Source organism: Streptomyces sp. DT2A-34 (assembly GCF_030499515.1).
In the GTDB taxonomy this organism is placed as follows: Bacteria; Actinomycetota; Actinomycetes; order Streptomycetales; family Streptomycetaceae; genus Streptomyces.
The window spans coordinates 9,199,353-9,221,891 of sequence record NZ_JASTWJ010000001.1 but is presented as its reverse complement, the minus strand read 5'-3'; the positions used below and the strand labels follow the sequence as shown (position 1 = coordinate 9,221,891).

Sequence of the window (22,539 nt, the reverse complement as noted above, 5' to 3'; positions counted from 1 at the left end):
CAGCCGCATCGCCTTCCGGGAGGCCGAGTTGACGGATCCGTGGGTGGCGCTGGAGCCGGGAGCCGACCCCGCCGAGCGCGTTCGGGTACTGCGTCGTGCGCATGAGACGTTCACCGAGGTGGGGACCGTGCCGCAGCCGGTGCGTTCCGTGGTGGCCGACTCGTGGCGGCGTTCCGCGCGGGCCGGGGTGGGCCCGGACGGGACGGCGAGCGTGGAGCTCGCGGACAGCGATCTCGGCGCCTATCGCGCGGAGCATCCGCTGGCACGGGTGATGCCGCTGTTCCGGGAGCTGCTGGGCACGTTCGCCGCCGACGGCGAGCATCTGCTCGCGGTGTGCGACGCGCACGGCAGGCTGCTGTGGGTCGAGGGCGATCCGACGACCCGGCGCAGGGCGGGGCGGATGAACTTCGTGCCCGGTGCGCGGTGGGCGGAGACCTCGGTCGGGACGAACGCGCCGGGCACGGCGGTCGCGGTGGACCGGCCGGTGCAGGTGTTCGCGGCCGAGCACTTCATCCGCCAGGTGCAGCCCTGGACCTGCGCGGCGGCGCCGGTGCACGATCCGCGCACCGGGCGGGTGCTCGGGGCGGTGGACATCACCGGCGGGGACGGGCTCGCGCATCCGCACAGCCTGGGGTTCGTGCAGGCGGTCGCGCGTGCCGCGGAGTCCCATCTGGCGCTGCTCGCCCCGCCGACGCCCGCGGCCGACACGCCGGAGCTGTCCGCGCTGGGCCGCGACGAGGCGCAGTTCGTCAGCGGCGGCCGCCGCGTCAGGCTCAGTCGCCGGCACAGCGAGATCCTGGTGCTGCTGGCCCGGCACCCGGAGGGTCTGACCGGGGACGAGCTGCTGTGCGCGCTGTACGAGGACGAGTCGGTGACTCCGGTGACGCTGCGCGCCGAACTGGCCCGACTGCGCCGGATACTCGGCCCCGGGCTGCTCGGTTCGCGGCCCTACCGGCTCACGGTGCCGGTCGAGTCGGATGTGGCGGTCGTCGAGCGTCGCCTGGAAACGGGTGCGGTCACGGGCGCGGCCATGGCGTATGCCGGCCCGCTGCTGCCCGGTTCCCAGGCACCGGCGGTGGTGCGGCTCAGGCGCCGCCTCGCCGACGGGCTGCGTACGGCGTTGATCGCCCGCCGCGACCCCGACCTGCTGGCCGACTGGGCGCACGCGCCGTGGGGCGAGGACGACATCGACGTATGGCGGGCTCTCGCCACGGTGCGCCCGACGGCTGCGGTGCGGTCACGGCTGGCCGCGCTGGAGTCCGAACTGTCCGCACTGTCCGCACCGTCCGTACGGCCCGTCCGGGAGCGCCGACCGCAGCGCTGACCGCACCCGCGCCGCGCGCAACGTACTTGCAACCTCGCCGTCCCTAGCCTCGCGCCGAGAGCTGCCCAACGGCGGGCAGCGCTTCTGCAGGGAGGCAGACCAGCATGACCCGTTACTCGGCGCCCGGCACCGACGGCGCGATCGTCTCCTACCAGGCGCGCTACGACCACTTCATCGGCGGAGAGTACGTGCCGCCGATCCGGGGGCAGTACTTCGACAACCCGTCGCCGGTGAACGGGCAGCCGTTCACCGAGATCGCGCGGGGCACGGCGGAGGACGTGGAGCGGGCGCTCGACGCGGCGCACGCGGCCGCTCCCGCGTGGGGCAGGACCTCGGTGACCGAGCGCGCCGACATCCTGCTCAAGATCGCCGACCGTATGGCGGCGAACCTGGATCAGCTGGCGGTCGCCGAGAGCTGGGAGAACGGCAAGCCGGTGCGCGAGACGCTGGCCGCCGACATTCCGCTGGCCATCGACCACTTCCGCTACTTCGCGGGTGCGATCCGCGCCCAGGAGGGCTCGCTCGGCGAGGTCGACGACGACACGGTGGCGTACCACTTCCACGAGCCGTTGGGCGTGGTCGCGCAGATCATCCCGTGGAACTTCCCGATCCTGATGGCCACGTGGAAGCTGGCCCCGGCGCTGGCCGCCGGCAACGCGGTCGTGCTCAAGCCGGCCGAGCAGACTCCGGCGTCCATCCACTACTGGCTCAGCCTGGTCTCCGACCTGCTCCCGCCGGGCGTGGTCAACGTCGTCAACGGCTTCGGCGTGGAGGCGGGCAAGCCGCTGGCGTCCAGCCCCCGGGTGGCCAAAGTGGCGTTCACCGGCGAGACGACGACCGGCCGCCTGATCATGCAGTACGCCTCGGAGAACATCACCCCGGTCACCCTCGAACTCGGCGGCAAGTCCCCGAACATCTTCTTCAACGACGTCTGGGCGGCCGACGACGACTTCCGGGACAAGGCGCTGGAAGGCTTCACGATGTTCGCGCTCAACCAGGGCGAGGTGTGCACCTGCCCGTCCCGGGCGCTGGTCCAGCGCGGCCGGTACGCCGAGTTCATGGAGGCGGCGATCGCCCGCACCGAGCAGATCAAGACCGGCCACCCGCTCGACACGGACACGATGATCGGCGCGCAGGCCTCCAACGACCAGTTGGAGAAGATTCTCTCCTATCTGGACATCGGCCGGCAGGAAGGTGCCAAGGTCCTCACCGGTGGCGAACGCGTCGAGCACGAGGGCGAGTTGAAGGGCGGCTACTACGTCCAGCCGACCATCTTCGAGGGCGACAACCGCATGCGGATCTTCCAGGAGGAGATCTTCGGCCCGGTCGTCTCGGTGACGTCCTTCGACGACTTCGACGACGCCATCAAGATCGCCAACGACACGCTGTACGGCCTCGGCGCGGGCGTGTGGACCCGGGACATCAACACCGCCTACCGCGCGGGCCGGGCCATCCAGGCGGGCCGGGTGTGGACGAACTGCTACCACGCCTACCCGGCGCACGCGGCGTTCGGCGGCTACAAGGGCTCGGGCATCGGCCGTGAGACGCACAAGATGATGCTGGAGCACTATCAGCAGACCAAGAACCTCCTGGTGTCATACTCGCCCAAGAAGCTGGGCTTCTTCTAGGCACAGGAGAAAGGGCGCCTGACCTGGGCAGATGCCAGTCAGGTGCCCTTCCCAGCGCACAGCTAAGTGGCGAGCCGAAACGCTCCCTTACTCCCGATATCTCCCACCGGTATCCCAGCTCTGACCAGCGGTTCCGGGGCATTTCCGGGCCAGGACTCCGCTAAGATGCCCTCCGCATCACCAATCGGCGCCTCCCACCGCTGCATGGACTCCTCGATCAGCCGGTTGGCATGGTTCCGCGCGTCGGCCAGGAACTTGGCGTAGTAGCGGAAGAGGACCTGGATGCTCTGCCCTGCTCGACGCGCGCACTCCGCCGGGTCGACTCCGGAGGCCAGCCAGAACGAGATCCCGGCGTGGCGCAGATCGTAGGGGCGCTTCGCCAGCTCAAGGGCGTGCTCGTCAAGGGTCAGAGCAGCTTCACACGCTCGCCCCCAGGTAATGCCGTACGCCGAGGCATCGATGTAGTTTCCCGCCGCGTTACGGAACAGACGTCCGTCGGGTGCAACGCCGAAGAGTCGTATGTGCTCGCGCAACATGCGGACGAGCACGGGAGGGATCGGGACCGGCCGTGTGGCCTTGGCTGCGCGCCGTTTGAGGGAGTGGATCTCGTGTACAGCGCCGTCATCCGTCCACTCCTTGCCGGCTGTCACGACACCGCCCTTCAGGTTCAGCAGCCCCAGCCACTTGCCGGGAGACGGCACTGGGACTTCTGCAGGTGGATGACCTCCGCCGGGCGCATGGCGGCGTAATACATGCAGCCGAAGAAGGCGTACAGGTGAGGGCCTCGGCCAGGCAGGGCCTTGACTGCGGCAAGCAGCCGGGCAACCTGAGCCGGGTTCGGCACGCAGTCGGGGTCGACTTCGTCGGCGACTTCCGGTGCCGTCCAGCGGAGACCATTCAGCGGGTTCTGGGCCGCGAAGTACCCGCGTTCGACGGCGACACCGAACACCTCGTTGACCGCGGCCTTCTTTCGTTTCACGGTCTTTGCGGCAGCGGCCGTCCCATCGACCTTCCGGCACAGCGCGTCGAGCCCTCGCCGCAAGACGTCAGGATCCTCCAATTCGCTGACGGGCAGCGAATGGCGCTGCAGCCAGTCCAGTGCGGCCCGCCACTCGTCTGACGGATCAGCCTTCCAGGCGTTCTTGTTGAAGGCCCACGAGTACAGCGCTCGCCGCAGGACGCGAGGTGCCCGGTGGACGGCGCCTGGCTCGACGAAGGCTGGGGTGATGGTGGCAAGAGCGTCTGCAAGCGTGCGGCGAGTGTTCCCTGGGGTGCGGTCCCACCGCTGCTCGATGTACTTCCGAGCCAGGACGTACCAAGTCGTCCGCTGCTTCAGAGCCCTGATCTCGGAGGCCGGCAGACCCGACTGCGTATCGAACGGCTCGCCATCGCGAGCGACGGTCATCAGCTTGGCCCGTCGGCTCTCTCCCAGTCCTTTGGTAAGGAAGGACTCGGACTTCTCCCGGCCGTTGACCGTCCGCCGGACCTCAAATCCCTTGCGGCGATCCGGCCGCTCGCGGATTTCCCAGAACCGGACCCTGTAACTCATCGCCATTCAGGCGTATCCCTTTCACACGCTTCCCACCACGCATCCAGATCGGCGCGGCGGCAGCGCAGTTCACCATTAGGTAGCTTGATCATTCGGGGAGCCTGACCACGAGCACGCAAGCGATAAAAGACCGATGGGCTCATGCGAATCTCCGCCAGGACCTCGGCAAGCTTGAGCGCAGGGGGACGAGCCAATGATGTCTTCCTTAGGCTTTGAGGAGCTGCCAGACACCGGAGAGCAGCACGCAATCTGCAGCACTTCGTCACATATGACGGACTAGCGCCGTGAATTCCGCAACTGATCAGGTGCTGACACAGAGGGGCCACAGTGAACGAACGGCTCCACCGTCAAGCAGCCGCTACGAACGACATCAATGGTCCGTAGGATCCCCGGTTTCCCTAAGAGCTCGTAACACGATCTTGTTGAGGTGTGCTGGTCGTGCGTGACCGGTAGGAGGATTCTGCCGTTCTTGAGGTGTGGGGAATCGGCCGTGGATCGTGGATGACGAACTGTGGGCGCTGATGGAGCCGTTGCTGCCTCCGTGGCCGCAGAAGGCTCCCGGCCCGAAGCCGGTGGATGACCGGTTGTGCCTGCAGGGCATCTTGTACGTGCTCTACAACGACGTGAGCTGGCAACTGCTGCCGCTGGTCGGCTCGGGGCAGACCTGCTGGCGTCGACTCGGGCGGTGGCACGAGGCCGGCGTCTTCGACAAGCTGCACCGCATACTGCTCGCCGAGCTGCACGCGGCTGGCGAACTGGACTGGACCCGGGCCTGCGTGGATGCCTCCCACATCCGCGCGAAAAAGGGGGCGAGGCCACCGGCCCGTCGCCGGTCGACCGCGGGAAGACGGGCAGTAAGCACCATCTGATCTGCGACGGCAGAGGCACCCCGTTCAAGGTCATCACCACTGCGGCCAACGTCAACGACGTCACGCAGACCCTGGCCCTGGTCGACGGCGTGCCGCCCGTGGCTGGCAAACCCGGCCGACCGCGCAGGCGTCCGGACTCCCTCCTCGGTGACAAGGGCTACGACAGCAATGCCAACCAGCGTGAGCTGCGCAGGCGCCGGATCCTGCCGGTGATCTCCCGTAAGGGCGCCCCGAACATCAAGGGCCTGGGCAAGCTCCACTACGTCGTCGAGCAGACCTTCTCGCTCCTGCACCACTTCAAACGGCTGGCCGTCCGCTGGGAAAGCCGCCTCGACCTGCACGACGCTCTCGTCTCCCTGGCCTGTGGCCTCATCTGCTGGAGACGCCCCAAGAAGACACGTGCCTGCTTCACAATGAGCGCATAGCGGACCGCAAGCAGGCTGTGGTCAGCGCGGCGCGCCACCGAACCCGATCTCGTTCCCGTCGGGATCGCGGTACGTGGCCTTGCGCACGCCGTTCTCGTAGGTCTCCCGCTTCGCGGGCTCAAGGCCCCGACCGGCGATCTGGCTGATGAGGGTGTCGAAGTCGTCGACGAAGATGGTGTGTATCGCATGACCGGCGTGCTCGGGTAGGTGCTCGATCGCCACCGACCGGTGTTCTGCCAGTTCCCACACGGCCTCGGTGTCGCTCGCGACGAACGTAGGTGGAGAGCCGAAGAGTCGTTCGTACCAGTCCAGCGCCGATGCGTAGTCGTTGACTGGGATGCCTGCGAATAGGTCGATGGACATGCCGCCATAGTAGGTCCGCTGACTCCATCAAGTCTCGACGCCGATCACCCCCACCTACGGCCAGCCACAAGATCGTGTTACGAGTTCTAACCGGGGATCATCGGCTATGTTGCACCGGCACTCCGCCACAGACTCGCCCGACGCTGCCAGGCACGACAACCCCGCCCATATTCGGCCTCGGCCAGTCCTGATGCGCAGAGAGCCGATGCAAGGTTCCTACCGCCACGGGCAAGAATCGGGCGATCGAAACGGGACGCCCCATCACTACACCAGCGCAGCTCTACCAGCAGACGTCTGAGGAGACTTCCCATAGCGGGTTGGGGCTAGGCGGTCCACGCGTCTAGCACACCGACAGCAAAGAGGATGGCGGCCGCCAGCCAGACACACCGGAGAGGTTGCCTTGACAGAAAGAGCTCCTCCTCAAATCACCCGGCGGGCCATTTGTTGACCTCGCACTTCCGGGGGTGTTGTACGTTGACATGGCCCAGGAGAAGGTTCCAGTCTTTCGGGGGGTCATTCTCGTCTGCCATGGGCGAACGCGGAGCCGACTACTGAGCTCGACCTCGAGTTGACGTCGATGTGAGACCGTGTTTTGAAGCCCATTTCACCTGGGATGCGCCCCCGTACGAGCCGCTGTCGGACGCGGACGTGGTCGACGTGCTCGGCGCGATCACGGACCGGCCGTACTGGCTGCGCCCGTACCTGCGCGGCGTGATCAAGGCGACGCCGCGCGCCGCTCCGTTCTACGTGTACGCCAGCGAGGCCCAGGACCCGGATCGTGGCCCCGCGCCAGCCGATTGAGCCGGTGAAGGCTCCTCGTCTGCGTGAGGGCGACGAACTGGTGGGCCCGCTCACGCTATCGCTGCTGAAGCCCGGCCAGTTCAACGCACGGCGCGCCCGGTACCTCGACCCGAGGATCGCGCCCGGTGCGGCGAACCTGGCGATCGCGGTCCGGGACGGCGGCGGGCGGTTGCTGGGCGTGTTCGCCTTGGCTCCCCGCACGTACACGCCGGACGAGGCGTACGTGCTCTCGGACTTCGCGGTCACGCCGGCCGACTACCCCCGGTTGTCGAAGCTGATCGTCCTCGCCGCCACGCCCAGCGAAGCGCTGTTGCTGTGCCAGGGGGCGTTCTCGCGGCGGATCCGTCGGGTGGCGACGACCGCGTTCAGCAACAACCCGGTGTCGATGAAGTACCGCGGGCTGCTGCGGCTGAACATAGCCCGTCGAACGAGGACGGCTGGAAGTTCCAGCACCAGTACCAGGGGGGGGCCATCGGCCAGCGCACGCTGGCCGATGCCTTGGGGATATGGGTGAAGCGGTGGGGCGCCCCGGCTACGAAGACGGGAGTCTGACCATGGAGGACTGCGTGAGCTGCCACCGCCCAGTCCGGAGCCGAGCCCGAGTGGGAGTCGCCTGCCGAGGCGGCAGTCGGCCAGGGCGACGAAGCAGACGACCCGACCGGCAAGTTCGCCGAGCGGACCCGTGCCCACCACGCCCTGGTCCACGAGCTCCTCGACCAGGGCATGGGCCTGCGCCACATCGCCCGCCACCTGGGCTGGGGCCGGAACACCGTCCAGCGGTATGCCCGCGCCGCCCGTTGGCAGGACATGGTCAAGGGCCGCAAGCGGCAACTCCCCAGCAAACTGGACCCGTTCAAGCCCTACCTGGAACAACGCTGGGCCGAGACCGATGGGAAGGTGACGATCCTTGACCTCTACCGGGAGATCACCGCCCGCGGCTTCCGCGGCCACTACTCCACCGTCCGCGACTGGGCCCGCCGCGGTCTGCCCCGGCCAGAAGGCTTCACCCCCGCCCCTCCACCGCCGTCGGTACGGCAGGTCACCGGCTGGCTCACCCGCCACCCGGCCACCCTCACCGAGGAGGAGAAGCTGCACCGCAAGGTCGTGCTCGACCACTGCCCGGAGCGGGCATCCGCCGCCGAGCTGACCAGTTCGTTCGCGGAGATGCTCACCACGCTCGGCGGCACCCGGCTGCCCGGCTGGATCGCCGAGGCCACGGACGCCAACCTGCCCGGCATCAGCAGCTTCGCCCTCGGCCTGCACAGCGACTTCGACGCGGTGACCGCCGGTCTGACGACCGACTGGAACTCCGGCCCGGTCGAGGGAGCAGTCAACCGGATCAAGATGCTCAAACGCCAGATGTTCGGCCGTGCCGGATTCGCTCTCCTGCGCAAGCGAGTACTCCTCGCTTCATGACCGCTGTCAGTGGCTGCTGGAATTCTGCCTCAGCCAATGACCAGCGATACCAGGAGTTGAACATGGGAACGTGGGGAACCGGCCCATTCGACAGTGACCTCGCCGCAGACTTTGTTGATGAGCTGGAGGGACTCTCCTCTGAGCAGATCATCAATGTGCTGCACGGGCCCTCCAGCGTGTCGCAGACTCCGGCACACGGGTGGACGGCGGAGACGGGGTGGAAGCCGTCGCCGTTGCTGCCCTGGTCGCTGCCCAGGTTCCTGGCAGCGGGATTGTGATCGACCCTGACGGCGGACCGAAAGAGCCGCTGCCCCAAGTCCCAGTATCCCTACGTGCACTGGCTCGCAGGGCCCTCCACCGTGTCACCGAAGACGGATCCGAGCTAACGCAGGGCTGGGTGGACCGCAACGACGCCATCGCATGGCGCCAAGAGGTGCAGTTGATCCGTGATGCGCTGGACACAAGCGACTGACGACAGTCACGCACAGTGGTGGAACCACGGAACCTGCGCCAGACCCGGTTCGGGCTCCACTTGCCAGTCAGGGCTGGGCCCACCGGCGTTGAAGGCAGGGCGATGTGAATGAGTTGCTTCAGTGGAGGCGGCGGGGCGGTGCCGAGGCCGAGGCGGCCCTCTCGTGAGGGCTGCCGAAGGGATGGTTTTCCAGCGAGCGACCCCGCCTCCGTGACTCCAAGTTCCCTCACGGACCCGCCCTGACCATCCCCCCGGAGGCGTTCGCGGCGTTCGTCGATCATGTGCGCTGGGGCGTCCGCTTCCAGGGAGGACCGCGAACGGCGACATGGCCGACGGGCGGGGGCCTGCCGGTCTCCTGCCCGGCCGCACCTGAAACCTTATAGGTACCGGTACCCGCGACTCCCCCTGAAGCTGACTGCTGTAACGCACAAGGCTATTGGCCTCAGGAGGGGAACGAACATGACCGGCAGAACTCTGAGCCGCAGGACCGCGGCCGCCACCACCGCCGCGCTCGCCATGACGGCCGCGCTGATCACCGGGGCGGCCGCCGCCCCGGCGAGCGCGGCGACGGCGGCCGTCGTCTGCTCCGACCTGGGGATCCTGAGCGATCCACAGAATGCCTCCAGCACGGGCACGGCGAAGACGGCCACCGGCACCACAGGCACAGCCCAGGTCCGGTACGGCACCTACGGCGGTGTGCGGTACGCCTGGGCGCGGACGACCAGCTACGAGTACGACAACCTGTACATCAAGTTCGAGATCGACACCAACGGCGACGGCGACGCCAACTGCTCCCACTACAGGGAGGCGACGAGCCGGACGTACACCACGGGCAGGCAGACCGAGCGGGGGGACGGCGTCCGCTACCGGGGCTGCCTGCTGTTCGACCCCGCCCACGACTGCGACGCGGCCGCCACCAAGACCGGTTGGTGGTAGGAGCCGGTGCGTTCCCTGGTCGTACACCTAACAGGCCTTCACTCGGGTGTGCGACCGTGGCTTGGTCACGGCGGGCAGGTTCGTCCGGGTGTGCACCCCCTGGACAACAGTGCCCTCAACAACGTGTACGTCGTGCCCACGCGCATGTGGGGGGCGCCGCCCTCGCTGTCCCAGTACTGGAAGGTGATCCTCCCGCCTGAGCAGTAGGCGGAGGCAGGCGCCGGAAGTCAGGGCTTCTTGGCAACTCTGGGTGAACGAAGCCAACAGGGAGCCGGGCGCCCTGATTGCCGGTGCCGCAGCTTTTTGACGGTTTGAGCATGTTCACGTCGGGCCGCGTATGTACGGACCTGCGGACGCCATGGTTCCGGCGGAAGGACACGCGCGACGCGATCCTCCCAGCGACTCCCTGTTCAGCAACTCCCTGCCCCCGGGCGGTGTCCGGCTGCGTCTCCCGGACTCATCACCGGTCGTCAGTTCTGCACATCAGCATCCGTAGGTGGTGAGAATCCTTCGGGACGTGCCGTTCGCGGGTGCCAGGTGCCGGAGGCCGCCGTCCGTCGCGTTGTCGAGCGCGAGGACGGGCAGCCCGGGTCCGACAGGGCGGACGATCATCCGGTCCGGGCGGTGCTCGGCGAACGTGGTCTGCGCGCGGTCAAGGTTGTAGGGGGTGTTGTGCAGGCACTGGCGGCGGCGCCGGCGCCCGCGGCTGCGGCCAGGTGCTGGCGGTGCCCGAGCCGACCCCGCCGCCTCCGACAGCCGTCGGCGTCGATGAGTACGCGATGCGCAAGAGCCGCGTCTACGGCACGGTGCTGGCGGACGTGGAGACCCGGCGCCCGGTGGAGCTGCTGCCCGACCGGGAGCCGGAGACGCTCGCCGCCTGGCTCGCCCAGCACCCTCAGAACCAGGTCATCTGCCGAGACCGCGCCCCGTTCTACGCCGAGGGCGCCGCCCTCGGCGCCCCGCAGGCTCTCCAGGTGGCCGATCGGTGGCACCTGTGGCACGTGCGCCGTGAAGCGCCGATTGATCGAGTGGAGGTGGGAGACCTTCGCCGCTGTCCTGTCGCAGCAGGGCGGTGAAGCTGGGGGCAGCCTGAGCCGGGAGATGCCGGTGAGGGTGGCAAGCGGCCCCTACAAAGCCGGGACGTATCAGCACTGCCAGATGGTGCGGGTCCGGCGAGCGAGACGGAGAGGTATACGCGAGGAACCGGTGCGTGAAGCCTCCTGAGGTGCCACCAGCTCGAACCTGGCGGATCTGGGCTGGTAGCGGCGCGCACCCGCACCGTGGTTGTTGGTGTCGGGGAACTTCCGGGTGGTTTGTGCTAGACGGCTCGGGAGGCCACAGCGAAGTGCTGCGGGTTAGCTGTGGCGAAGCCGCGGGGGTATAGCCGGGTGCCTCCTTCGTCGAGCGATCGATCGGTGAACACGGGAACCTTCCCGGTCTCGCCCCTCGTCCGCGCTGCCAGCGTGGCCGGGACGGGCTGGGCACATCGTCTGCCGAACAGGCTGGGAAAGGGGCGGAGCCGCCGTAGTAGTCCGAGGCCGGGAAAGCCGGCCATTGGCGAAGGGCGGCAGCGAGATTGCAAGGGAGGTACTGCAATGTCCGAAGACACCGGGGTGGATGTCCCGGTCGCGTGGCCGGTGGCTGAGTACGCCGAGCTACGGGTACGGAAGATGCAGATCAACCTGCACCGTTGGGCGGTAGCCGATCACGGCTTCCGGTTCGACGATGTGTTCAACTTCGTGTGTGACCCGGCCACTTTGGTAGTGGCGTTCGAGCGGGTCGCAGGCAACACCGGAGCCCGAACTGCGGGCGTGGACGGCCTTCGTGCCGACCACGTGCAGGCATTCGGGGCGGAAGCGTACTTTGGAGCAGATCCGTTCGCAGTTGAGGGCAGGGGTCTTTCGGCCAATGCCGGTGAGTGAGCGGATGATCCCCAAGGCGGGCGGGAAACTGCGTCGTCTGGGGGATTCCGACCATCGCGGATCGGGTGGTTCAGGCTGCGCTGAAGCTGGTTATGGAGCCCATCTTCGAGGCGGACTTTCGTCCGTGCTCGTACGGGTTCCGGCCCAACCGACGCGCGCACGACGCGATCGCCGAGATCCATCTGTTCGGCACTCAGGGTTACCGATGGGTGCTGGACGCTGACATCGAGGCGTGCTTCGACCGGATCGACCACGTGGCCCTGCTGGGCCGGGTGCGGATGCGGCTGAAGGACAAGCGGGTGCTTGCGCTGGTGAAGGCGTTCCTCAAGGCCGGGATCATGACCGAGCTCGACGAACGGAACGAAACCACCTCCGGGACGCCCCAGGGAGGGATCCTCTCACCCCTGCTGGCCAACATCGCGCTGTCCACTGCTCGACGACTTCGCCGCCGAGCAGTGGACGAACACGATGGCGACCCGGCGGGATCGCGAACGTCGACGGAAACATGGCCTGGGCACCTGGCGACTCGTCCGCTACGCGGACGACTTCGTCGTCATGGTGCACGGGACCAGAGAGCACGTCGAGGAGCTTCGCGGACAGGTGAGCGAGGTCTTGGCGACGATGGGGCTGGTCCTGTCGCCGTCGAAGACCCGGATCGTCCACCTGGCAGACGGGTTCAACTTCCTCGGGTTCCGCATCGTGTGGAACCGCAAGCGGGGAACGGACAAGTGGTACGTCTACACGTTCATCGCCGACAAGCCGGTCAAGGCGCTGAAACGGAAGATCAAGGCACTGACCCTCAGGTTGTCGCATCTCGATTACAGGGGCGCGCTGATCAGGATTAACCAGATCCAGCGTGGCTGGGCCAACTACTTCAAGCACGCGGTCGCCAAGCACACCCTGGCGCGCCTTGCCACCTTCGTCTGGTGGAGGGTCGTGCACTGGGTGATGCACCGCAACCGCATGACGTGGAAGGCCATCCGGCGATGGCTCCACACTCCGCAAGGATGGGGAGCGATCTGCATGGACGGAATTGAACTGTTCAACCTCGCCACGGTGCCGGTCACCCGCTACCGCTACCGAGGCAACAGTATTCCCACGCCCTGGCCGGAACTCTGACCGAACCGATCCCAACGGCATGATCTCGTGGAGAGCCCGGTGCGGTGAAAGTCGCACGCCGGGTTCGGCGGGCCGGTCCGGGAAACGGACCTGGAGCGATCCAGGAACCGCGCCCGGACCCGACCCGACAACCTGGGCGAAGCCACGGAACGTTGCGTCACCCTCCATCGCACCTGCCTGCGCCCCGTTGATGGCGGGCTCACCGGTGAGAGGGCCCCGAAGAACAGCGAGGCGGTTGAGGACGAACGGTCTTCGACGCCGTGGCGGACAGGGCACCGCTTTGCCGAGCGCACTCGACAGAAGCACGCCCGAATCCACGCACTGCTGAACCAGGGCTACAGCCAGCGGGGAGCCGCACGGGCGCTGGGCATGACGCCACGCACTGTGGCCCGCTTCCAAAAGGCCGCCCGGCCCGAGGATCTCTTCCGTGGCAAGTGGCAGGACCGCGCAAGCAAGCTCGACCCCTTCAAGCCGTTCCTCCAGCAGCAGTGGAACGAGGGCTGCACCAACGCCTGGAAACTCTACGAAGACATCAAAGTCGCTGGCTATCAGGGCAGTTACGGCACCGTCAGGGACTGTCTCAAGCCTTTCCGTAAGGTCCCCGGACCTATCGGCCCCAGGCCGCCGTCCGCACGATCCGTGGCCGGCTGGATCCTCAGCCATCCCGACACCCTCGACGAACTGCAGCAGCGCCAGCTCAAGACCATCCTGGACGGCTGCCCCGAACTGGCCGCGCTGACCAGCCATGTCCGTACCTTCGCGACCATGCTCACCCAGCGCCAAGGAGAGCGGCCACCGGCCTGGATCGCCGCCGTCCATGATGAAGACCTACCTGCCCTGCACAGGTTCGCCTCGCACCTCGAACGCGATCTCGACGCCGTCATCGCCGGGCTCACCCTCCCCTGGAACTCCGGCGTCGTCGAAGGACACGTCAACCGGATCAAGATGCTCAAGCGCCAGATGTATGGCCGCGCCGGCTTCCAGCTCCTACGCAAACGCGTCCTGCTCACTCCGTGACTGTGTTTCGGCGCTCAACCGGATACCAAACGGACCGGCCAAGAACACGAGAAGCTGGAGCCATGAACACGGAAAAGGACGAAGTACCACTGTCCGGAGGGCGGATCACTCAGGGCGTCGTCCGTGTCGGCGACACCGTCCGGCGACCCGTCACAGCCAGGTCGGCCTTCGTCGCCGAATTGCTGAACCATCTTCAACAACGCGGGTTCAACGGCGCACCGCGATATCTCGGGCTCGACGACACCGGCCGTGACACGTTCACCTACATGCCTGGCCGAGTGCCGGCCAGATTCCAGCTCTGGAGCGACGATCAGGTGGCGGCTGCCGGTACCCTTCTGCGCTCGTTGCATGAGGCCACCCTCGGCAGCCGCCTTGCCGCGGCTCATCCGGTCGTCTGCCACCACGATCCCGGCCCGAACAACGCTGTCTTCCACCAGGACCGGCCGGTGGCCTTCATCGACTTCGATACAGCCGCCCCCGGCGACCCTCTCGAAGACCTCGGATACATGGCCTGGACTTGGTGCATCTCCTCCAAGCCACAAGCCCCACCCGCCCAGGAACAGGCAACCCAGGTACGGATCCTCGCCGACGCCTACGGGCTCGACATCCCAGCACGCAGCAGCCTCGTCGACGCCATCCTTGACCGCCAAATCAGCAATGCCCTCTGGTGGCGTCAGCACCTCAACGCTCCACAGCCACACGTGGCCGACAACGAACAAGTCCATGCCCGGATCGCCTGGTCCAGGCGTGAGCACGACTACACAACCGCCAACCGCACCGTCTTCGCGAGCGCCCTGCGCTGACTGCCCTCGGCTTCGCCACAAGGGGCTCGAATACGCAGCGTCACACTCCACACAACGAGAGCCAGAACCTGTTCGTTGACTCCGTTTGCAGGTGAGTTCTGACTCCACCTGGCGGCCGGAGGGTCTCGTTTGGTAGGTGAGAAGTGACTCCACTTTGGGAGGTGTCGGCCCACGGTGCCCAGGGCCGTCTGCGCGGCGTCAGTCGTGACGGGCGAGCTTGGCCGAGGAGACGAGCAGGATCAAGGCCAGCACGGGGATGAGCACCAGGTCCGAGAACACGCCGACCAGCAGCCCGCCCGGCATCGCGCCGGCGATTGAGCCTGCGGCCATGACCAGGGTGAAGCGGCGGTTGGCGCCCAGCACCGCGAAGCTGCCGTCCCGGCTGTATCGGGCGAAGGCGACCAGCATGGTCGGCAACGACACCAGCAGGGACAGACTCCCTGCCGTCTTGATGTCCACGGCGAACAGCAGCACGATCGTCGGGATCAGCAGCTCGCCGCCGGCCACACCCATGATCGCGGCGACCACCCCGATGCCGAACCCGGCGACCACGCCCAGGGGCACTTGCGCCCACAGCGGCAGCGACAGCGTCCCGACGGTGGTGACGTGGGTGACCAGCAGGGCCGCGGCCATGAGCACCATCAGGGCGGCCAGCACCTTGTAGAGGGTGGAGCTGCACATCCGCACCGCCCACGTCGCTCCGGCCCAGGCGCCGATCAGGCTTCCGGCCAGCAGGTTGACCGCGATCGCCCAGCGCGCGGCCAGTGCGGAGGCGGGAACCGCTGCGAGCCGTGCGGGCAGCGCGACCAGCACCACGACCAGGCTCATCGCCTTGTTCAGGATGACCGCGGAGAGCGCGGCGAACCCGAACAGGCTGATCAGCAGCGGCAGGCGGAACTCCGCGCCGCCCAGGCCGATCATCCCGCCCAGGACGCCGATGGCCGCTCCCGCACCGAAGACCAGGGGCATCGGGTGGGTGGAACGTGCGGGAACGGTGTTCTGGTCAGTGGCCATGACGGGCATCCTCCCTGATGGAGGGACCTGTCCGCCATGGCGCGGGCTCACGTTCGGGGTAAGGCACCGGCCACCGGCCCGGCATTCGTCCGGACCAACCAACCGCTGACCCAACGGCTGTAGAGCGGGGCCCCAGCGCCGGTAGAGGGTGCAGATGTCGGCGTACGGATTGATGCACATAGCTGCGTACGGATGGACGTGCACAGCGATGTGTACGTGCACTGCTTCGATCCGGATGAGGGGGCCCGGCTTGTTCACATGTTCTGGCGGTGGTGATCCACAAGGGCGGCGAGGAGTCGGGCCAACTGCTCGCGTTCCGACGGGGTCAGTGGCGCAAGCACCTCGTTTTCCACCCCGGCAAGCAGTTTGTCCAGCTTCAGTAGTTGCCGGTGCCCCTGCTTGGTGACGGCGATGATGTTCTGCCGGCGATCGGCAGGGTTGGGGGAGCGTTCCACCAGTCCGCGATCGGCCAGCTCGTTGATCACCGTGACCATGTCGCTGCGGTAGATCCCCGTCCGGCGACTCAGCTCCGCCTGGCTGGCGGGTCCGAACTCGTCCAGCGTGGCGAGCGCCGCGTAATGCCACTTGCGGGCGCCCGCGCGCGCCAACTCCTCGTTCACCAGGCGATCCGACTGGATCGCGGCCAGTGCCAGAAGCCGGGTCCCCAGATTCCGCAGCCGCGCGGCAGTGGCCAGGCGGTCGGTCGAGCTCGCCTTGTCGGGCGTGCTGTTGCTCATGCCGCGATCGTACGTTGCGTTAGTCCCACTAACAAACTATCGTCGCTAACGAGAGGGACGTTAGTGTGACGAACGATTTGGTACCACACGCTGGCCGTCCGAACTTTTGGACGCCGAATGAAGCCCCTGGAGTTGAGACCATGATCAAGCCGTTCCGCATCGACATCCCCCAGGCCGACCTCGACGACCTGACCGACCGGCTCTCCCGCGCCCGTTGGCCCAACGAGGTCGCCGACGCCGGGTGGGACTACGGCTTTCCGCTGGCGCGGCTCAAGGAATTAGCCGAATACTGGCGCACCGGCTACGACTGGCGCGAGCACGAGGCCAAGCTCAACGAGCTTGCGCACTTCACCACCGAGATCGACGGCCAGAACATCCACTTCGTCCACGTCCGGTCTTCGAAGCCGGACGCGCTCGCGCTGATCCTCACCCATGGCTGGCCCGGTTCGTTCTTGGAGTTCCTCGACGTGATCGAACCGCTGTCGCGCGACTTCCACCTGGTGATCCCGTCCATCCCTGGTTACGGCTTCTCCGGGCCGACCCACGAGCGCGGCTGGGATATCGTCCGGGTCGCGCGGGCCTGGGCTGAGCTGATGCGCCGTCTCGGGTACGAGCGCTATGGCGCGCAGGGTGGCGACTTCGGCTCGGGCATCTCGACGGCGCTCGGCGCGGTGGCACCCGAGCAGGTCGTCGGGGTGCACGTCAACTACCTGCCGACCCGGCCGGTCCCGGACGCCGACATTGAACTGTCCGAAACGGATGAAGCTCGGCTGGACAAGGTCAGGCAGCTGATGGCGAATCGTCCACCGTACCAGGCTCTGCAGGCCCTCACCCCGCAGACCATCGGCTACGCGCTGACCGACTCGCCGGTCGGCCAGCTGGCCTGGATCGCCGAGCGCTTCGCGCAGTGGACCGACCCTCGCTCGCCGATCAGTGACGAGCGGATGCTCACTGACATCTCGCTGTACTGGCTGACCGCCACCGCGGCTTCCTCGGCGCGGCTGCACCACGATGCTCCGCAGCGGATCGAGCCGTGCCCGGTACCGGTTGGCGTGGCGGTGTTCGCGCACGACATCACGCACTCGGTGCGACCGCTGGCCGAGCGGCTGTACGACATCAGGCACTGGTCGGAGTTCGAGCGAGGCGGCCACTTCGCCGCCATGGAGGTGCCGGACCTGCTCGCCGAGGACGTCCGGGACTTCTTCCTCACCCACATCAAGGACGACCACCGGATCGCCACCCGTTAGGACACACTGCTGGCCGCGAACTCCCGGGCACTCGGAGCTCGCGGCCAACAGGCCGTTCGCCTCCGATGTCTAGCCCGCCGCGCTCGGCGAGCAGGCATCCCAACTCTCCGTCGCCCGGTGCTGGAACAGCACGCTCGCTACCGCTGGACGGGGAGCCGGCCGAGGTCGCCGAACGGATCGAGCACTACGGCAAGTGGCTGGCGGGCAGCGGTGAGGTCCCCAAGCTGCTCCTCACCTTCGACTCCTCGCCGTTCCTTGCCGATCGGCAAGGAAATGGCCGTTTGGTGCGCGGCGAACATCACCGCGCTGCAAACCCGACACGGCGGCCCGGCTGGTCACCACGCACCCGAGGACCAACCCCAGGCCATCGCCGACACGATCGGCGCATGGGGCGGCAGGCTCTGACCAGCGACCGGCAACACTGATCACCTTCGTCACCGAACACCTGCCCCCAACACGCCACGTCCCTGTGCACGTTCACCCGTACGCGCCTGTGCACGCGAGTCCGCACGCCGACAGCAGACGTTGGTCTGCGGTCGGGAGTCAGTCGGCAGCCTGCTGTGCTGCGGCCTGTTGTTCGGCGCGGGTGCGGGTGGCCGCCAGCCGGTAGGAGCCGGTGCCGGTCTCGATGATGTTCCCGCCGAACGTCAACCGGTCCACTATGGCCGCGCAGAGCCTTGGATCCGTAAAGGTTATGGTCCACCCTCCAAAGGATTCGTTGGAGGCGATCGCCACAGAATTCTTTTCCTCACGCTCCGTCAAAACCTGGAACAGCAGCTCCGCCCCGCGACGGTCAAGCTCCATATAGCCGAGTTCATCAATGCACAAAAGGTCGACGCGGCCGTAGCGGGCGATGGTCTTGGCCAGCAGCTTCTCGTCGGCGGCCTCCACGAGCTCGTTGACGAGCTTGGTGGCCAGTACCGGCCTTGGTACTGGTGGGCTCTCCTATTCAACTGTCGCCGGTTCTCCGAGGAACCCAGCCATCTGGTGACCGACTGTGGCCGCCAGTGGCGTATCGCTCCAGGTCCCACCGGCCTCGTTGCGGAGCCGGGTGGTGGTCTTGTCGTGATAGCCGAGAGCGTCCGCGGCGAGGGCGCGGGATGCGGGACGGGGCGGGAGAACAGCTGCGAACGGCGGGGTGTTAACTTCCTTCCCGTGGTGGAGCACCAGGACGAGACCAGGGCGGCCTACGACGGGGTCGTCGAGCTGTACGCGTCGTTGTTCGCTGATCGGCTGGAGACGCAGCCGTTCTCGCGGAACATGATCGGCATCTTTGCCGAGCTGGTGCGTGGGACGGGGAACCTGCGGGCAGCCGATGTCGGCTGCGGGCCCGGACATCTGACGGCGATGCTGCATGACCTGGGGCTGGACGCCTTCGGGCTCGACCTCTCCCCAGCCATGGTCGACCACGCCCGGCGGGCCCATCCGGCGCTGCAGTTCGACGAGGCGCGGATGGAGGCCCTGCCAGTCGAGGACGGCGCGCTCGGCGGCGTGCTGGCCCACTACTCGATGATCCACACCCCTCCTGGGGAACTGCCCGCGCTGCTCGCCGAGCAGGCGCGTGTCCTGGCACCAGGGGGCCTGCTCTTGGCCTCGTTCTTCGCGACCGACGGGGCCGAGCCGGTCCGCTTCGACCACAAGGTGACGCCCGCCTATAGCTGGCCTGCGGACCAGTTCGCCGAGCTGCTGGATCGGGCCGGGCTCGTCACGTTCGCCCGGCTGCTCCACGACCCGGCCTCTGAGCGGGGCATCCTCGACGCCCACTTGCTGGCCCGCCTCCGCTAGAGCATGGCCTTCGGTACTGATGGGCTCTCGTATTCAACTGTTGCCGGTTCCCTGAGGAACCCAGCCCACTGGTGACCTTGTGTGATCTCCCGAGGCGTATCGGCTCCAGGTGCCTCCGGCTTGGGCGGCCAGCTTGGCGGTGGTGACCTGGTGGTAGCCGAGGGCGTCGGCGACGACGGGTGCAGGCATCTCCAGGACGTGCTGGCGGATCGCGGAGACCCGGCTGGCGATGGTGGGGATGCCGAGGTCGTTGACCAGAGCCGAGAGAGCGTCGGGGTGCATCGGCTGTCCGGCCCGGCGCCCGGGGAACAGCCAGCGCGAGTCGCGGTTTGTCGCAGTGTTCATGTTGTCCCGGTTGGGGATCCAGCTGAGCAGGAGATCGGCGACCGGCCCGGGGACCGGGGAAGGTGGTTCGCCGAGCCGTAGGAGGACTTGGTCGCCGTCGTGGACCACGTCGTCGACGGTGAGGCGGACGACGCGGCTGAGCGGTTGTGCGTAGAGCAGGACGATGGCGGCCGCGACCCGGGGCCGGAGCGGCAGGTCGTGATCGGTCAGGAGGCGTCCGAGCAGGTCAATGCGTTCGTGTTGCGGGAGCGGTGTCGCTTGGCGGATCACTGCGGCGGGAAGACGGAAGCGCCTGGTGAGCTTGCTGGCCATGCACCACAGCAGGAAGGGCCGAATGGTGTTGCGGCCGTGCTCGGTGTGCTCGACGTGCCAGGCATCGATGTCGGTCTGACGGCAGGTGGGCAGGGTGAGACCGTGCTCGGCGAGCCATCCAAGGAACGCTGTGGCGTGCTTGACCTGGTCGCCGGCATAGCGGCGGCTTGCCGGGGTGAGCGGCTTCTTCTCCGCCCGGGTGCGGAGCTTCGGCAGGATTTCCCAGGTGGCGAATCGGCGGACGAGTTGGGCGTGGTCCGGGTCGGTGATGTCGGCGAGATGGCCGACGAGCCACCGCTCGAAGGAGCAGATCTGCTTGTCGACGGCGGGGAGCACGCCGCAGGCCATCAGGAGTTCCCGCAGGTGGGAGGCTGCCCGCCAGGGCTGGAGAGGGTGGAATGCCTCGTGGGTCAGCTCGATCTCCCCGAGGCCGAGGCGCCGCATCAGGTGTTCGGGCGAGTCGGTCCGTCCCTTGCGGGTGTAGAGCCAGGTCAGACCGGACAGCGGGTTGTCCATGGCGAGCAGGGAGTCGGCGAGCGGGACGAGTTCGGGGCGGATCCGGCCGGTGCCGTCGTCCAGGAGCTCGGTGAGGCGGTCGGCGAAGGTGCAGCGAGTGCACAGGTGCCGGGCGTGGAGTTTGCCCTCGTGTCCGCAGCGGACGCACTGGTAGGAGACGGTGAAGCCCGCGCAGTCCGGGCATATGGACGCGTCGTCGTCGGCCCGCAGGCCGGGGAGTGCGCGGTCGGCGCCGCAGCCGGGGCAGTGTCCACGAACCCGTAGGGCCTTGTCGTGACAGGTGCGGCAGACGTATCCGTCCGGCCACCGTGCGGCAAAGCAGCCGTGGCGTGTGCAGCGGGAGCATGTCTTTTTGTGCCAGCGCTCGTATTGCTCGGCGGTGGTGTAGGCGGGGCTCATGCGTCGGGCAGGATGCGGGCCGGGCGGGGACGCAGCTTCGCGACGTTGTCAGCGGGCGGCGCGGGCAGGTCGCCGGTGGCGGTCTTGCGGACGCCGGCGTTCTCGGCGGTGGTGGCCACCAGGTCGGCCGGAGTGCAGGCCAGGATGTCGCAGAGCGCGGCCATGACCTGCAACGACAGCCGTTCCGGCGTGCCGGAGACCAGGCGGTGGATCTGGGAGGCGGACAGGTCGATGCCGCGCTCGCGCAGCAGCGGTACCAGTTCGGTGGCCGTGAAGACCTGGTGCTGGGCCATCAGCTCACGCAGCCGCCATGTGTAGCCGACCTTGCGTTTCATGCCTGCCTCCCGGTCTGGGTCTCAAGAGCGGCGGCGATCGTGGCGTCGAGGTGCCGGCGCAGGGTGCGGGTGCGGAAGTCCGAGGACACGCAGGTGTAGATCGAGGTGGTGCTGGCGTGCTCGTGGCCGACCTGTTCCTGGACGAAGCGCGGGTCCCAGCCGTCCTCGATCAGATGGGTGACGTATGACCTTCGCAGCGAGTGGAAGTCCAGGCCGTCGTCCAGGTCCAGGGCCTTGCGGTAGGCGATGAAACGGGAGTTCAGCCGCTGGCAGCCGATCCGGGCACCGCGTTCGGAGGGCCAGAGCGCCGGGTTGTTGTCGGTGCCGAACAGGGGACGGACCTCGGTGGACCACTCGTCCAGGACGTCCGCGCTCCAGCCGAACACGGTCAGCACGCTGCGGCGCTTGGGCGGCGAGCCCTTCTTGGCCTTTCCGAAACGGACCAGCAAGCGGCCGTACTCGCCGTGCTCGGCGCCGTGCGGGTTGCGGCCGAAGTCGGCGGCGTCCAGCATCCGCGTCTCGTTGCGCCGCAGCCCGTAGGCGTACGCGGTCTTGAACAAGGTGGCGTCGCGGAACGCGGGCAGCCAGCCCTTGCGGCCGAAGGCCCGGATCCGGGCGACCTCGTCGTCGCAGTGCGCGAAGAACGCGTGCAGTTCGGCCTTGGTGAACGCGCGCTTCTTCGGGTCCGACTCGTTGTCCTGGACGTGCACCGCGGTGTTCCACTCGTGCACCACCTGGACCGGGTGGGTTCCGAACCGCTCCTCGCAGGTCGCGGTCCACTCGTAGAGCGGATCGGTGACGAAGTGGCAGAACGCCCGTACGGCCTCGGAGTACGAGCGGATGGTGGAGCGCTTCAGGTCACGCAGTGAGCGCAGGTCACCGAGCCATTCGTCGACCATCGCCGGCGTCCAGTGCCAGGGGTAGGTGTTCACGTAGGCGGCGAACGCCTTGACCGTGTTCTCCCTGCCCTCCACCGTCGTCCGGGCCAGGTTCCGTGCCAGCTGCTGGTTCGCGAACCCCGTCAGCATTGCCGTGAAGACCTGTTCCTCCGGCCGCAGCAGCGCGACCCCGTCGACCAGAAGCAGCCTCGCCGCCCCCGGTATCGACCCGTTGAACCCCACTGATCTTGCCACCCTCCGCCACTCGCATCAGATGCGAGAAAACCGCATCCTATGCGAGTCGCCGGAAGGGGCGCAGGCCAGCCC

Annotated in this window: 25 protein-coding genes and 3 pseudogenes; 18 read left to right on the top strand and 10 right to left on the bottom strand. The window is 67.6% G+C overall.

All coding sequences use genetic code 11. The features are described from left to right. Window positions 1-28: 28 nt before the first annotated feature. Together QQM39_RS41175 and QQM39_RS41170 are read left to right on the top strand one after the other, a co-directional pair. Window positions 29-1,324 carry a GAF domain-containing protein gene (locus QQM39_RS41175; RefSeq protein WP_302003904.1) on the top strand — a complete coding sequence of 432 codons (1,296 nt, stop codon included), beginning with the start codon at window positions 29-31 and terminating at the stop codon, window positions 1,322-1,324. 104 nt (window positions 1,325-1,428) lie between these two features. Next, entirely contained in the window at window positions 1,429-2,952 is a 1,524-nt protein-coding gene (locus QQM39_RS41170; RefSeq protein ID WP_302002668.1) for an aldehyde dehydrogenase family protein, read from the top strand. A 62-nt stretch (window positions 2,953-3,014) separates the two neighbouring features. Here the strand turns inward: QQM39_RS41170 and QQM39_RS46380 are convergent, their stop codons facing one another. From QQM39_RS46380 to QQM39_RS41160, 3 genes are read right to left on the bottom strand one after another with little or no spacing between them, the layout of a single operon-like run. Next, complete coding sequence (locus tag QQM39_RS46380; RefSeq protein WP_367669669.1) at window positions 3,015-3,602, bottom strand: hypothetical protein; 588 nt, start codon at window positions 3,600-3,602, stop codon at window positions 3,015-3,017. A gap of 17 nt (window positions 3,603-3,619) precedes the next feature. After that, a complete protein-coding gene (locus tag QQM39_RS41165) occupies window positions 3,620-4,507 on the bottom strand; it encodes a hypothetical protein (protein ID WP_367669667.1) in 888 nt (295 codons plus the stop codon). Continuing rightward, window positions 4,498-4,695, bottom strand: a complete 198-nt coding sequence (locus QQM39_RS41160; RefSeq protein WP_302002667.1) for an AlpA family transcriptional regulator — start codon at window positions 4,693-4,695, stop codon at window positions 4,498-4,500. Before QQM39_RS41160 ends, QQM39_RS41165 begins: the two co-directional genes overlap by 10 nt. A gap of 327 nt (window positions 4,696-5,022) precedes the next feature. On the opposite strand from QQM39_RS41160, the gene QQM39_RS41155 reads away from it, so the two are divergent. After that, window positions 5,023-5,795, top strand: a protein-coding gene (locus tag QQM39_RS41155; protein ID WP_302003903.1) for an IS5 family transposase whose coding sequence is annotated in 2 segments (ribosomal slippage) — window positions 5,023-5,302 and window positions 5,302-5,795 — 774 coding nt in all. Because the reading frame shifts where the segments join, the coding sequence is not laid out codon by codon here. A gap of 21 nt (window positions 5,796-5,816) precedes the next feature. Here QQM39_RS41155 and QQM39_RS41150 read toward each other — a convergent pair. After that, window positions 5,817-6,158: a VOC family protein gene (locus QQM39_RS41150; protein WP_302002666.1), complete on the bottom strand. Its 342-nt coding sequence runs from the start codon at window positions 6,156-6,158 to the stop codon at window positions 5,817-5,819. 648 nt (window positions 6,159-6,806) lie between these two features. Here QQM39_RS41150 and QQM39_RS41145 point away from each other — a divergent pair. From QQM39_RS41145 to QQM39_RS41090, 13 genes and pseudogenes are all read left to right on the top strand, one after another. Further along, complete coding sequence (locus QQM39_RS41145) at window positions 6,807-6,959, top strand: hypothetical protein (RefSeq protein WP_302002665.1); 153 nt, start codon at window positions 6,807-6,809, stop codon at window positions 6,957-6,959. Next, window positions 6,937-7,473 (top strand): hypothetical protein, encoded by a 537-nt coding sequence (locus tag QQM39_RS41140; RefSeq protein WP_302002664.1) that lies wholly within the window; start codon window positions 6,937-6,939, stop codon window positions 7,471-7,473. The genes QQM39_RS41145 and QQM39_RS41140 overlap by 23 nt, the downstream gene beginning before the upstream one ends. A gap of 209 nt (window positions 7,474-7,682) precedes the next feature. Beyond that, window positions 7,683-8,375 carry a transposase gene (locus tag QQM39_RS41135; RefSeq protein ID WP_302002663.1) on the top strand — a complete coding sequence of 231 codons (693 nt, stop codon included), beginning with the start codon at window positions 7,683-7,685 and terminating at the stop codon, window positions 8,373-8,375. Beyond that, window positions 8,372-8,653 carry a DUF4259 domain-containing protein gene (locus tag QQM39_RS41130; RefSeq protein ID WP_302002662.1) on the top strand — a complete coding sequence of 94 codons (282 nt, stop codon included), beginning with the start codon at window positions 8,372-8,374 and terminating at the stop codon, window positions 8,651-8,653. Before QQM39_RS41135 ends, QQM39_RS41130 begins: the two co-directional genes overlap by 4 nt. Further along, entirely contained in the window at window positions 8,575-8,847 is a 273-nt protein-coding gene (locus tag QQM39_RS46375; protein ID WP_367669663.1) for a DUF4259 domain-containing protein, read from the top strand. The genes QQM39_RS41130 and QQM39_RS46375 overlap by 79 nt, the downstream gene beginning before the upstream one ends. Before the next feature lie 170 nt (window positions 8,848-9,017). Then, window positions 9,018-9,230 carry a DUF397 domain-containing protein gene (locus QQM39_RS41125; protein ID WP_302003902.1) on the top strand — a complete coding sequence of 71 codons (213 nt, stop codon included), beginning with the start codon at window positions 9,018-9,020 and terminating at the stop codon, window positions 9,228-9,230. A gap of 76 nt (window positions 9,231-9,306) precedes the next feature. Further along, window positions 9,307-9,783 (top strand): hypothetical protein, encoded by a 477-nt coding sequence (locus tag QQM39_RS41120; protein ID WP_302002661.1) that lies wholly within the window; start codon window positions 9,307-9,309, stop codon window positions 9,781-9,783. Between the two features lie 743 nt (window positions 9,784-10,526). Further along, window positions 10,527-10,784: pseudogene (locus QQM39_RS41115) on the top strand (transposase); the annotation flags it as partial. 594 nt (window positions 10,785-11,378) lie between these two features. Continuing rightward, window positions 11,379-11,705, top strand: a complete 327-nt coding sequence (locus QQM39_RS41110) for a hypothetical protein (RefSeq protein WP_302002660.1) — start codon at window positions 11,379-11,381, stop codon at window positions 11,703-11,705. Window positions 11,706-11,797: 92 nt separating this feature from the next. Further along, a pseudogene (locus tag QQM39_RS41105) lies at window positions 11,798-12,085 on the top strand (reverse transcriptase domain-containing protein); the annotation flags it as partial. Between the two features lie 88 nt (window positions 12,086-12,173). Then, the gene (locus QQM39_RS41100; RefSeq protein WP_302002659.1) at window positions 12,174-12,824 is read left to right on the top strand and encodes a group II intron maturase-specific domain-containing protein; all 651 of its coding nucleotides are present in this window, start codon (window positions 12,174-12,176) and stop codon (window positions 12,822-12,824) included. 369 nt (window positions 12,825-13,193) lie between these two features. Then, window positions 13,194-13,841: a transposase gene (locus QQM39_RS41095; RefSeq protein ID WP_302002658.1), complete on the top strand. Its 648-nt coding sequence runs from the start codon at window positions 13,194-13,196 to the stop codon at window positions 13,839-13,841. Between the two features lie 62 nt (window positions 13,842-13,903). After that, window positions 13,904-14,644, top strand: a complete 741-nt coding sequence (locus tag QQM39_RS41090; protein ID WP_302002657.1) for a phosphotransferase — start codon at window positions 13,904-13,906, stop codon at window positions 14,642-14,644. A 198-nt stretch (window positions 14,645-14,842) separates the two neighbouring features. Here QQM39_RS41090 and QQM39_RS41085 read toward each other — a convergent pair whose 3' ends face one another. Together QQM39_RS41085 and QQM39_RS41080 are read right to left on the bottom strand one after the other, a co-directional pair. Further along, the gene (locus tag QQM39_RS41085) at window positions 14,843-15,658 is read right to left on the bottom strand and encodes a sulfite exporter TauE/SafE family protein (RefSeq protein ID WP_302002656.1); all 816 of its coding nucleotides are present in this window, start codon (window positions 15,656-15,658) and stop codon (window positions 14,843-14,845) included. Window positions 15,659-15,912: 254 nt separating this feature from the next. After that, window positions 15,913-16,395 (bottom strand): MarR family winged helix-turn-helix transcriptional regulator, encoded by a 483-nt coding sequence (locus QQM39_RS41080; RefSeq protein ID WP_302002655.1) that lies wholly within the window; start codon window positions 16,393-16,395, stop codon window positions 15,913-15,915. Between the two features lie 140 nt (window positions 16,396-16,535). Between QQM39_RS41080 and QQM39_RS41075 the strand changes: the two genes are divergently transcribed. Beyond that, on the top strand, window positions 16,536-17,642 hold the full coding sequence (locus QQM39_RS41075; protein WP_302002654.1) for an epoxide hydrolase family protein: 1,107 nt from the start codon (window positions 16,536-16,538) through the stop codon (window positions 17,640-17,642). 543 nt (window positions 17,643-18,185) lie between these two features. Here QQM39_RS41075 and QQM39_RS41070 read toward each other — a convergent pair. Beyond that, a pseudogene (locus QQM39_RS41070) lies at window positions 18,186-18,560 on the bottom strand (ATP-binding protein); the annotation flags it as partial. Window positions 18,561-18,797: 237 nt separating this feature from the next. Here QQM39_RS41070 and QQM39_RS41065 point away from each other — a divergent pair. Next, a complete protein-coding gene (locus tag QQM39_RS41065; RefSeq protein ID WP_301995712.1) occupies window positions 18,798-19,427 on the top strand; it encodes a class I SAM-dependent methyltransferase in 630 nt (209 codons plus the stop codon). 33 nt (window positions 19,428-19,460) lie between these two features. On the opposite strand, the gene QQM39_RS41060 is transcribed toward QQM39_RS41065, so the two are convergent. Genes QQM39_RS41060 through QQM39_RS41050 form a run of 3 tightly spaced genes read right to left on the bottom strand, consistent with a single transcriptional unit; the run spans window position 19,461 to window position 22,455 of the window. After that, on the bottom strand, window positions 19,461-20,999 hold the full coding sequence (locus QQM39_RS41060) for a hypothetical protein (protein ID WP_301995711.1): 1,539 nt from the start codon (window positions 20,997-20,999) through the stop codon (window positions 19,461-19,463). Further along, window positions 20,996-21,334, bottom strand: coding sequence for a helix-turn-helix transcriptional regulator (locus QQM39_RS41055; RefSeq protein WP_301995710.1), 339 nt, complete (start codon window positions 21,332-21,334; stop codon window positions 20,996-20,998). The genes QQM39_RS41060 and QQM39_RS41055 overlap by 4 nt, the downstream gene beginning before the upstream one ends. Continuing rightward, the gene (locus tag QQM39_RS41050; protein ID WP_301995709.1) at window positions 21,331-22,455 is read right to left on the bottom strand and encodes a site-specific integrase; all 1,125 of its coding nucleotides are present in this window, start codon (window positions 22,453-22,455) and stop codon (window positions 21,331-21,333) included. The genes QQM39_RS41055 and QQM39_RS41050 overlap by 4 nt, the downstream gene beginning before the upstream one ends. Window positions 22,456-22,539 lie beyond the last annotated feature (84 nt).

Bases quoted from the DNA above. Each gene is read 5' to 3' on its own strand.
- QQM39_RS41150 (WP_302002666.1), bottom strand. From the start codon at position 6,158: ATGTCCATCGACCTATTCGCAGGCATCCCAGTCAACGACTACGCATCG.
- QQM39_RS41090 (WP_302002657.1), top strand. From the start codon at position 13,904: ATGAACACGGAAAAGGACGAAGTACCACTGTCCGGAGGGCGGATCACT.
- QQM39_RS41095 (WP_302002658.1), top strand. From the start codon at position 13,194: ATGACGCCACGCACTGTGGCCCGCTTCCAAAAGGCCGCCCGGCCCGAG.
- QQM39_RS41110 (WP_302002660.1), top strand. From the start codon at position 11,379: ATGTCCGAAGACACCGGGGTGGATGTCCCGGTCGCGTGGCCGGTGGCT.
- QQM39_RS41055 (WP_301995710.1), bottom strand. From the start codon at position 21,334: ATGAAACGCAAGGTCGGCTACACATGGCGGCTGCGTGAGCTGATGGCC.
- QQM39_RS41060 (WP_301995711.1), bottom strand. From the start codon at position 20,999: ATGAGCCCCGCCTACACCACCGCCGAGCAATACGAGCGCTGGCACAAA.
- QQM39_RS41130 (WP_302002662.1), top strand. From the start codon at position 8,372: ATGACCGCTGTCAGTGGCTGCTGGAATTCTGCCTCAGCCAATGACCAG.
- QQM39_RS41100 (WP_302002659.1), top strand. From the start codon at position 12,174: ATGGCGACCCGGCGGGATCGCGAACGTCGACGGAAACATGGCCTGGGC.
- QQM39_RS41165 (WP_367669667.1), bottom strand. From the start codon at position 4,507: ATGGCGATGAGTTACAGGGTCCGGTTCTGGGAAATCCGCGAGCGGCCG.
- QQM39_RS41170 (WP_302002668.1), top strand. From the start codon at position 1,429: ATGACCCGTTACTCGGCGCCCGGCACCGACGGCGCGATCGTCTCCTAC.
- QQM39_RS41080 (WP_302002655.1), bottom strand. From the start codon at position 16,395: ATGAGCAACAGCACGCCCGACAAGGCGAGCTCGACCGACCGCCTGGCC.
- QQM39_RS41120 (WP_302002661.1), top strand. From the start codon at position 9,307: ATGACCGGCAGAACTCTGAGCCGCAGGACCGCGGCCGCCACCACCGCC.
- QQM39_RS41085 (WP_302002656.1), bottom strand. From the start codon at position 15,658: ATGGCCACTGACCAGAACACCGTTCCCGCACGTTCCACCCACCCGATG.
- QQM39_RS41075 (WP_302002654.1), top strand. From the start codon at position 16,536: ATGATCAAGCCGTTCCGCATCGACATCCCCCAGGCCGACCTCGACGAC.
- QQM39_RS41135 (WP_302002663.1), top strand. From the start codon at position 7,683: ATGGGCCTGCGCCACATCGCCCGCCACCTGGGCTGGGGCCGGAACACC.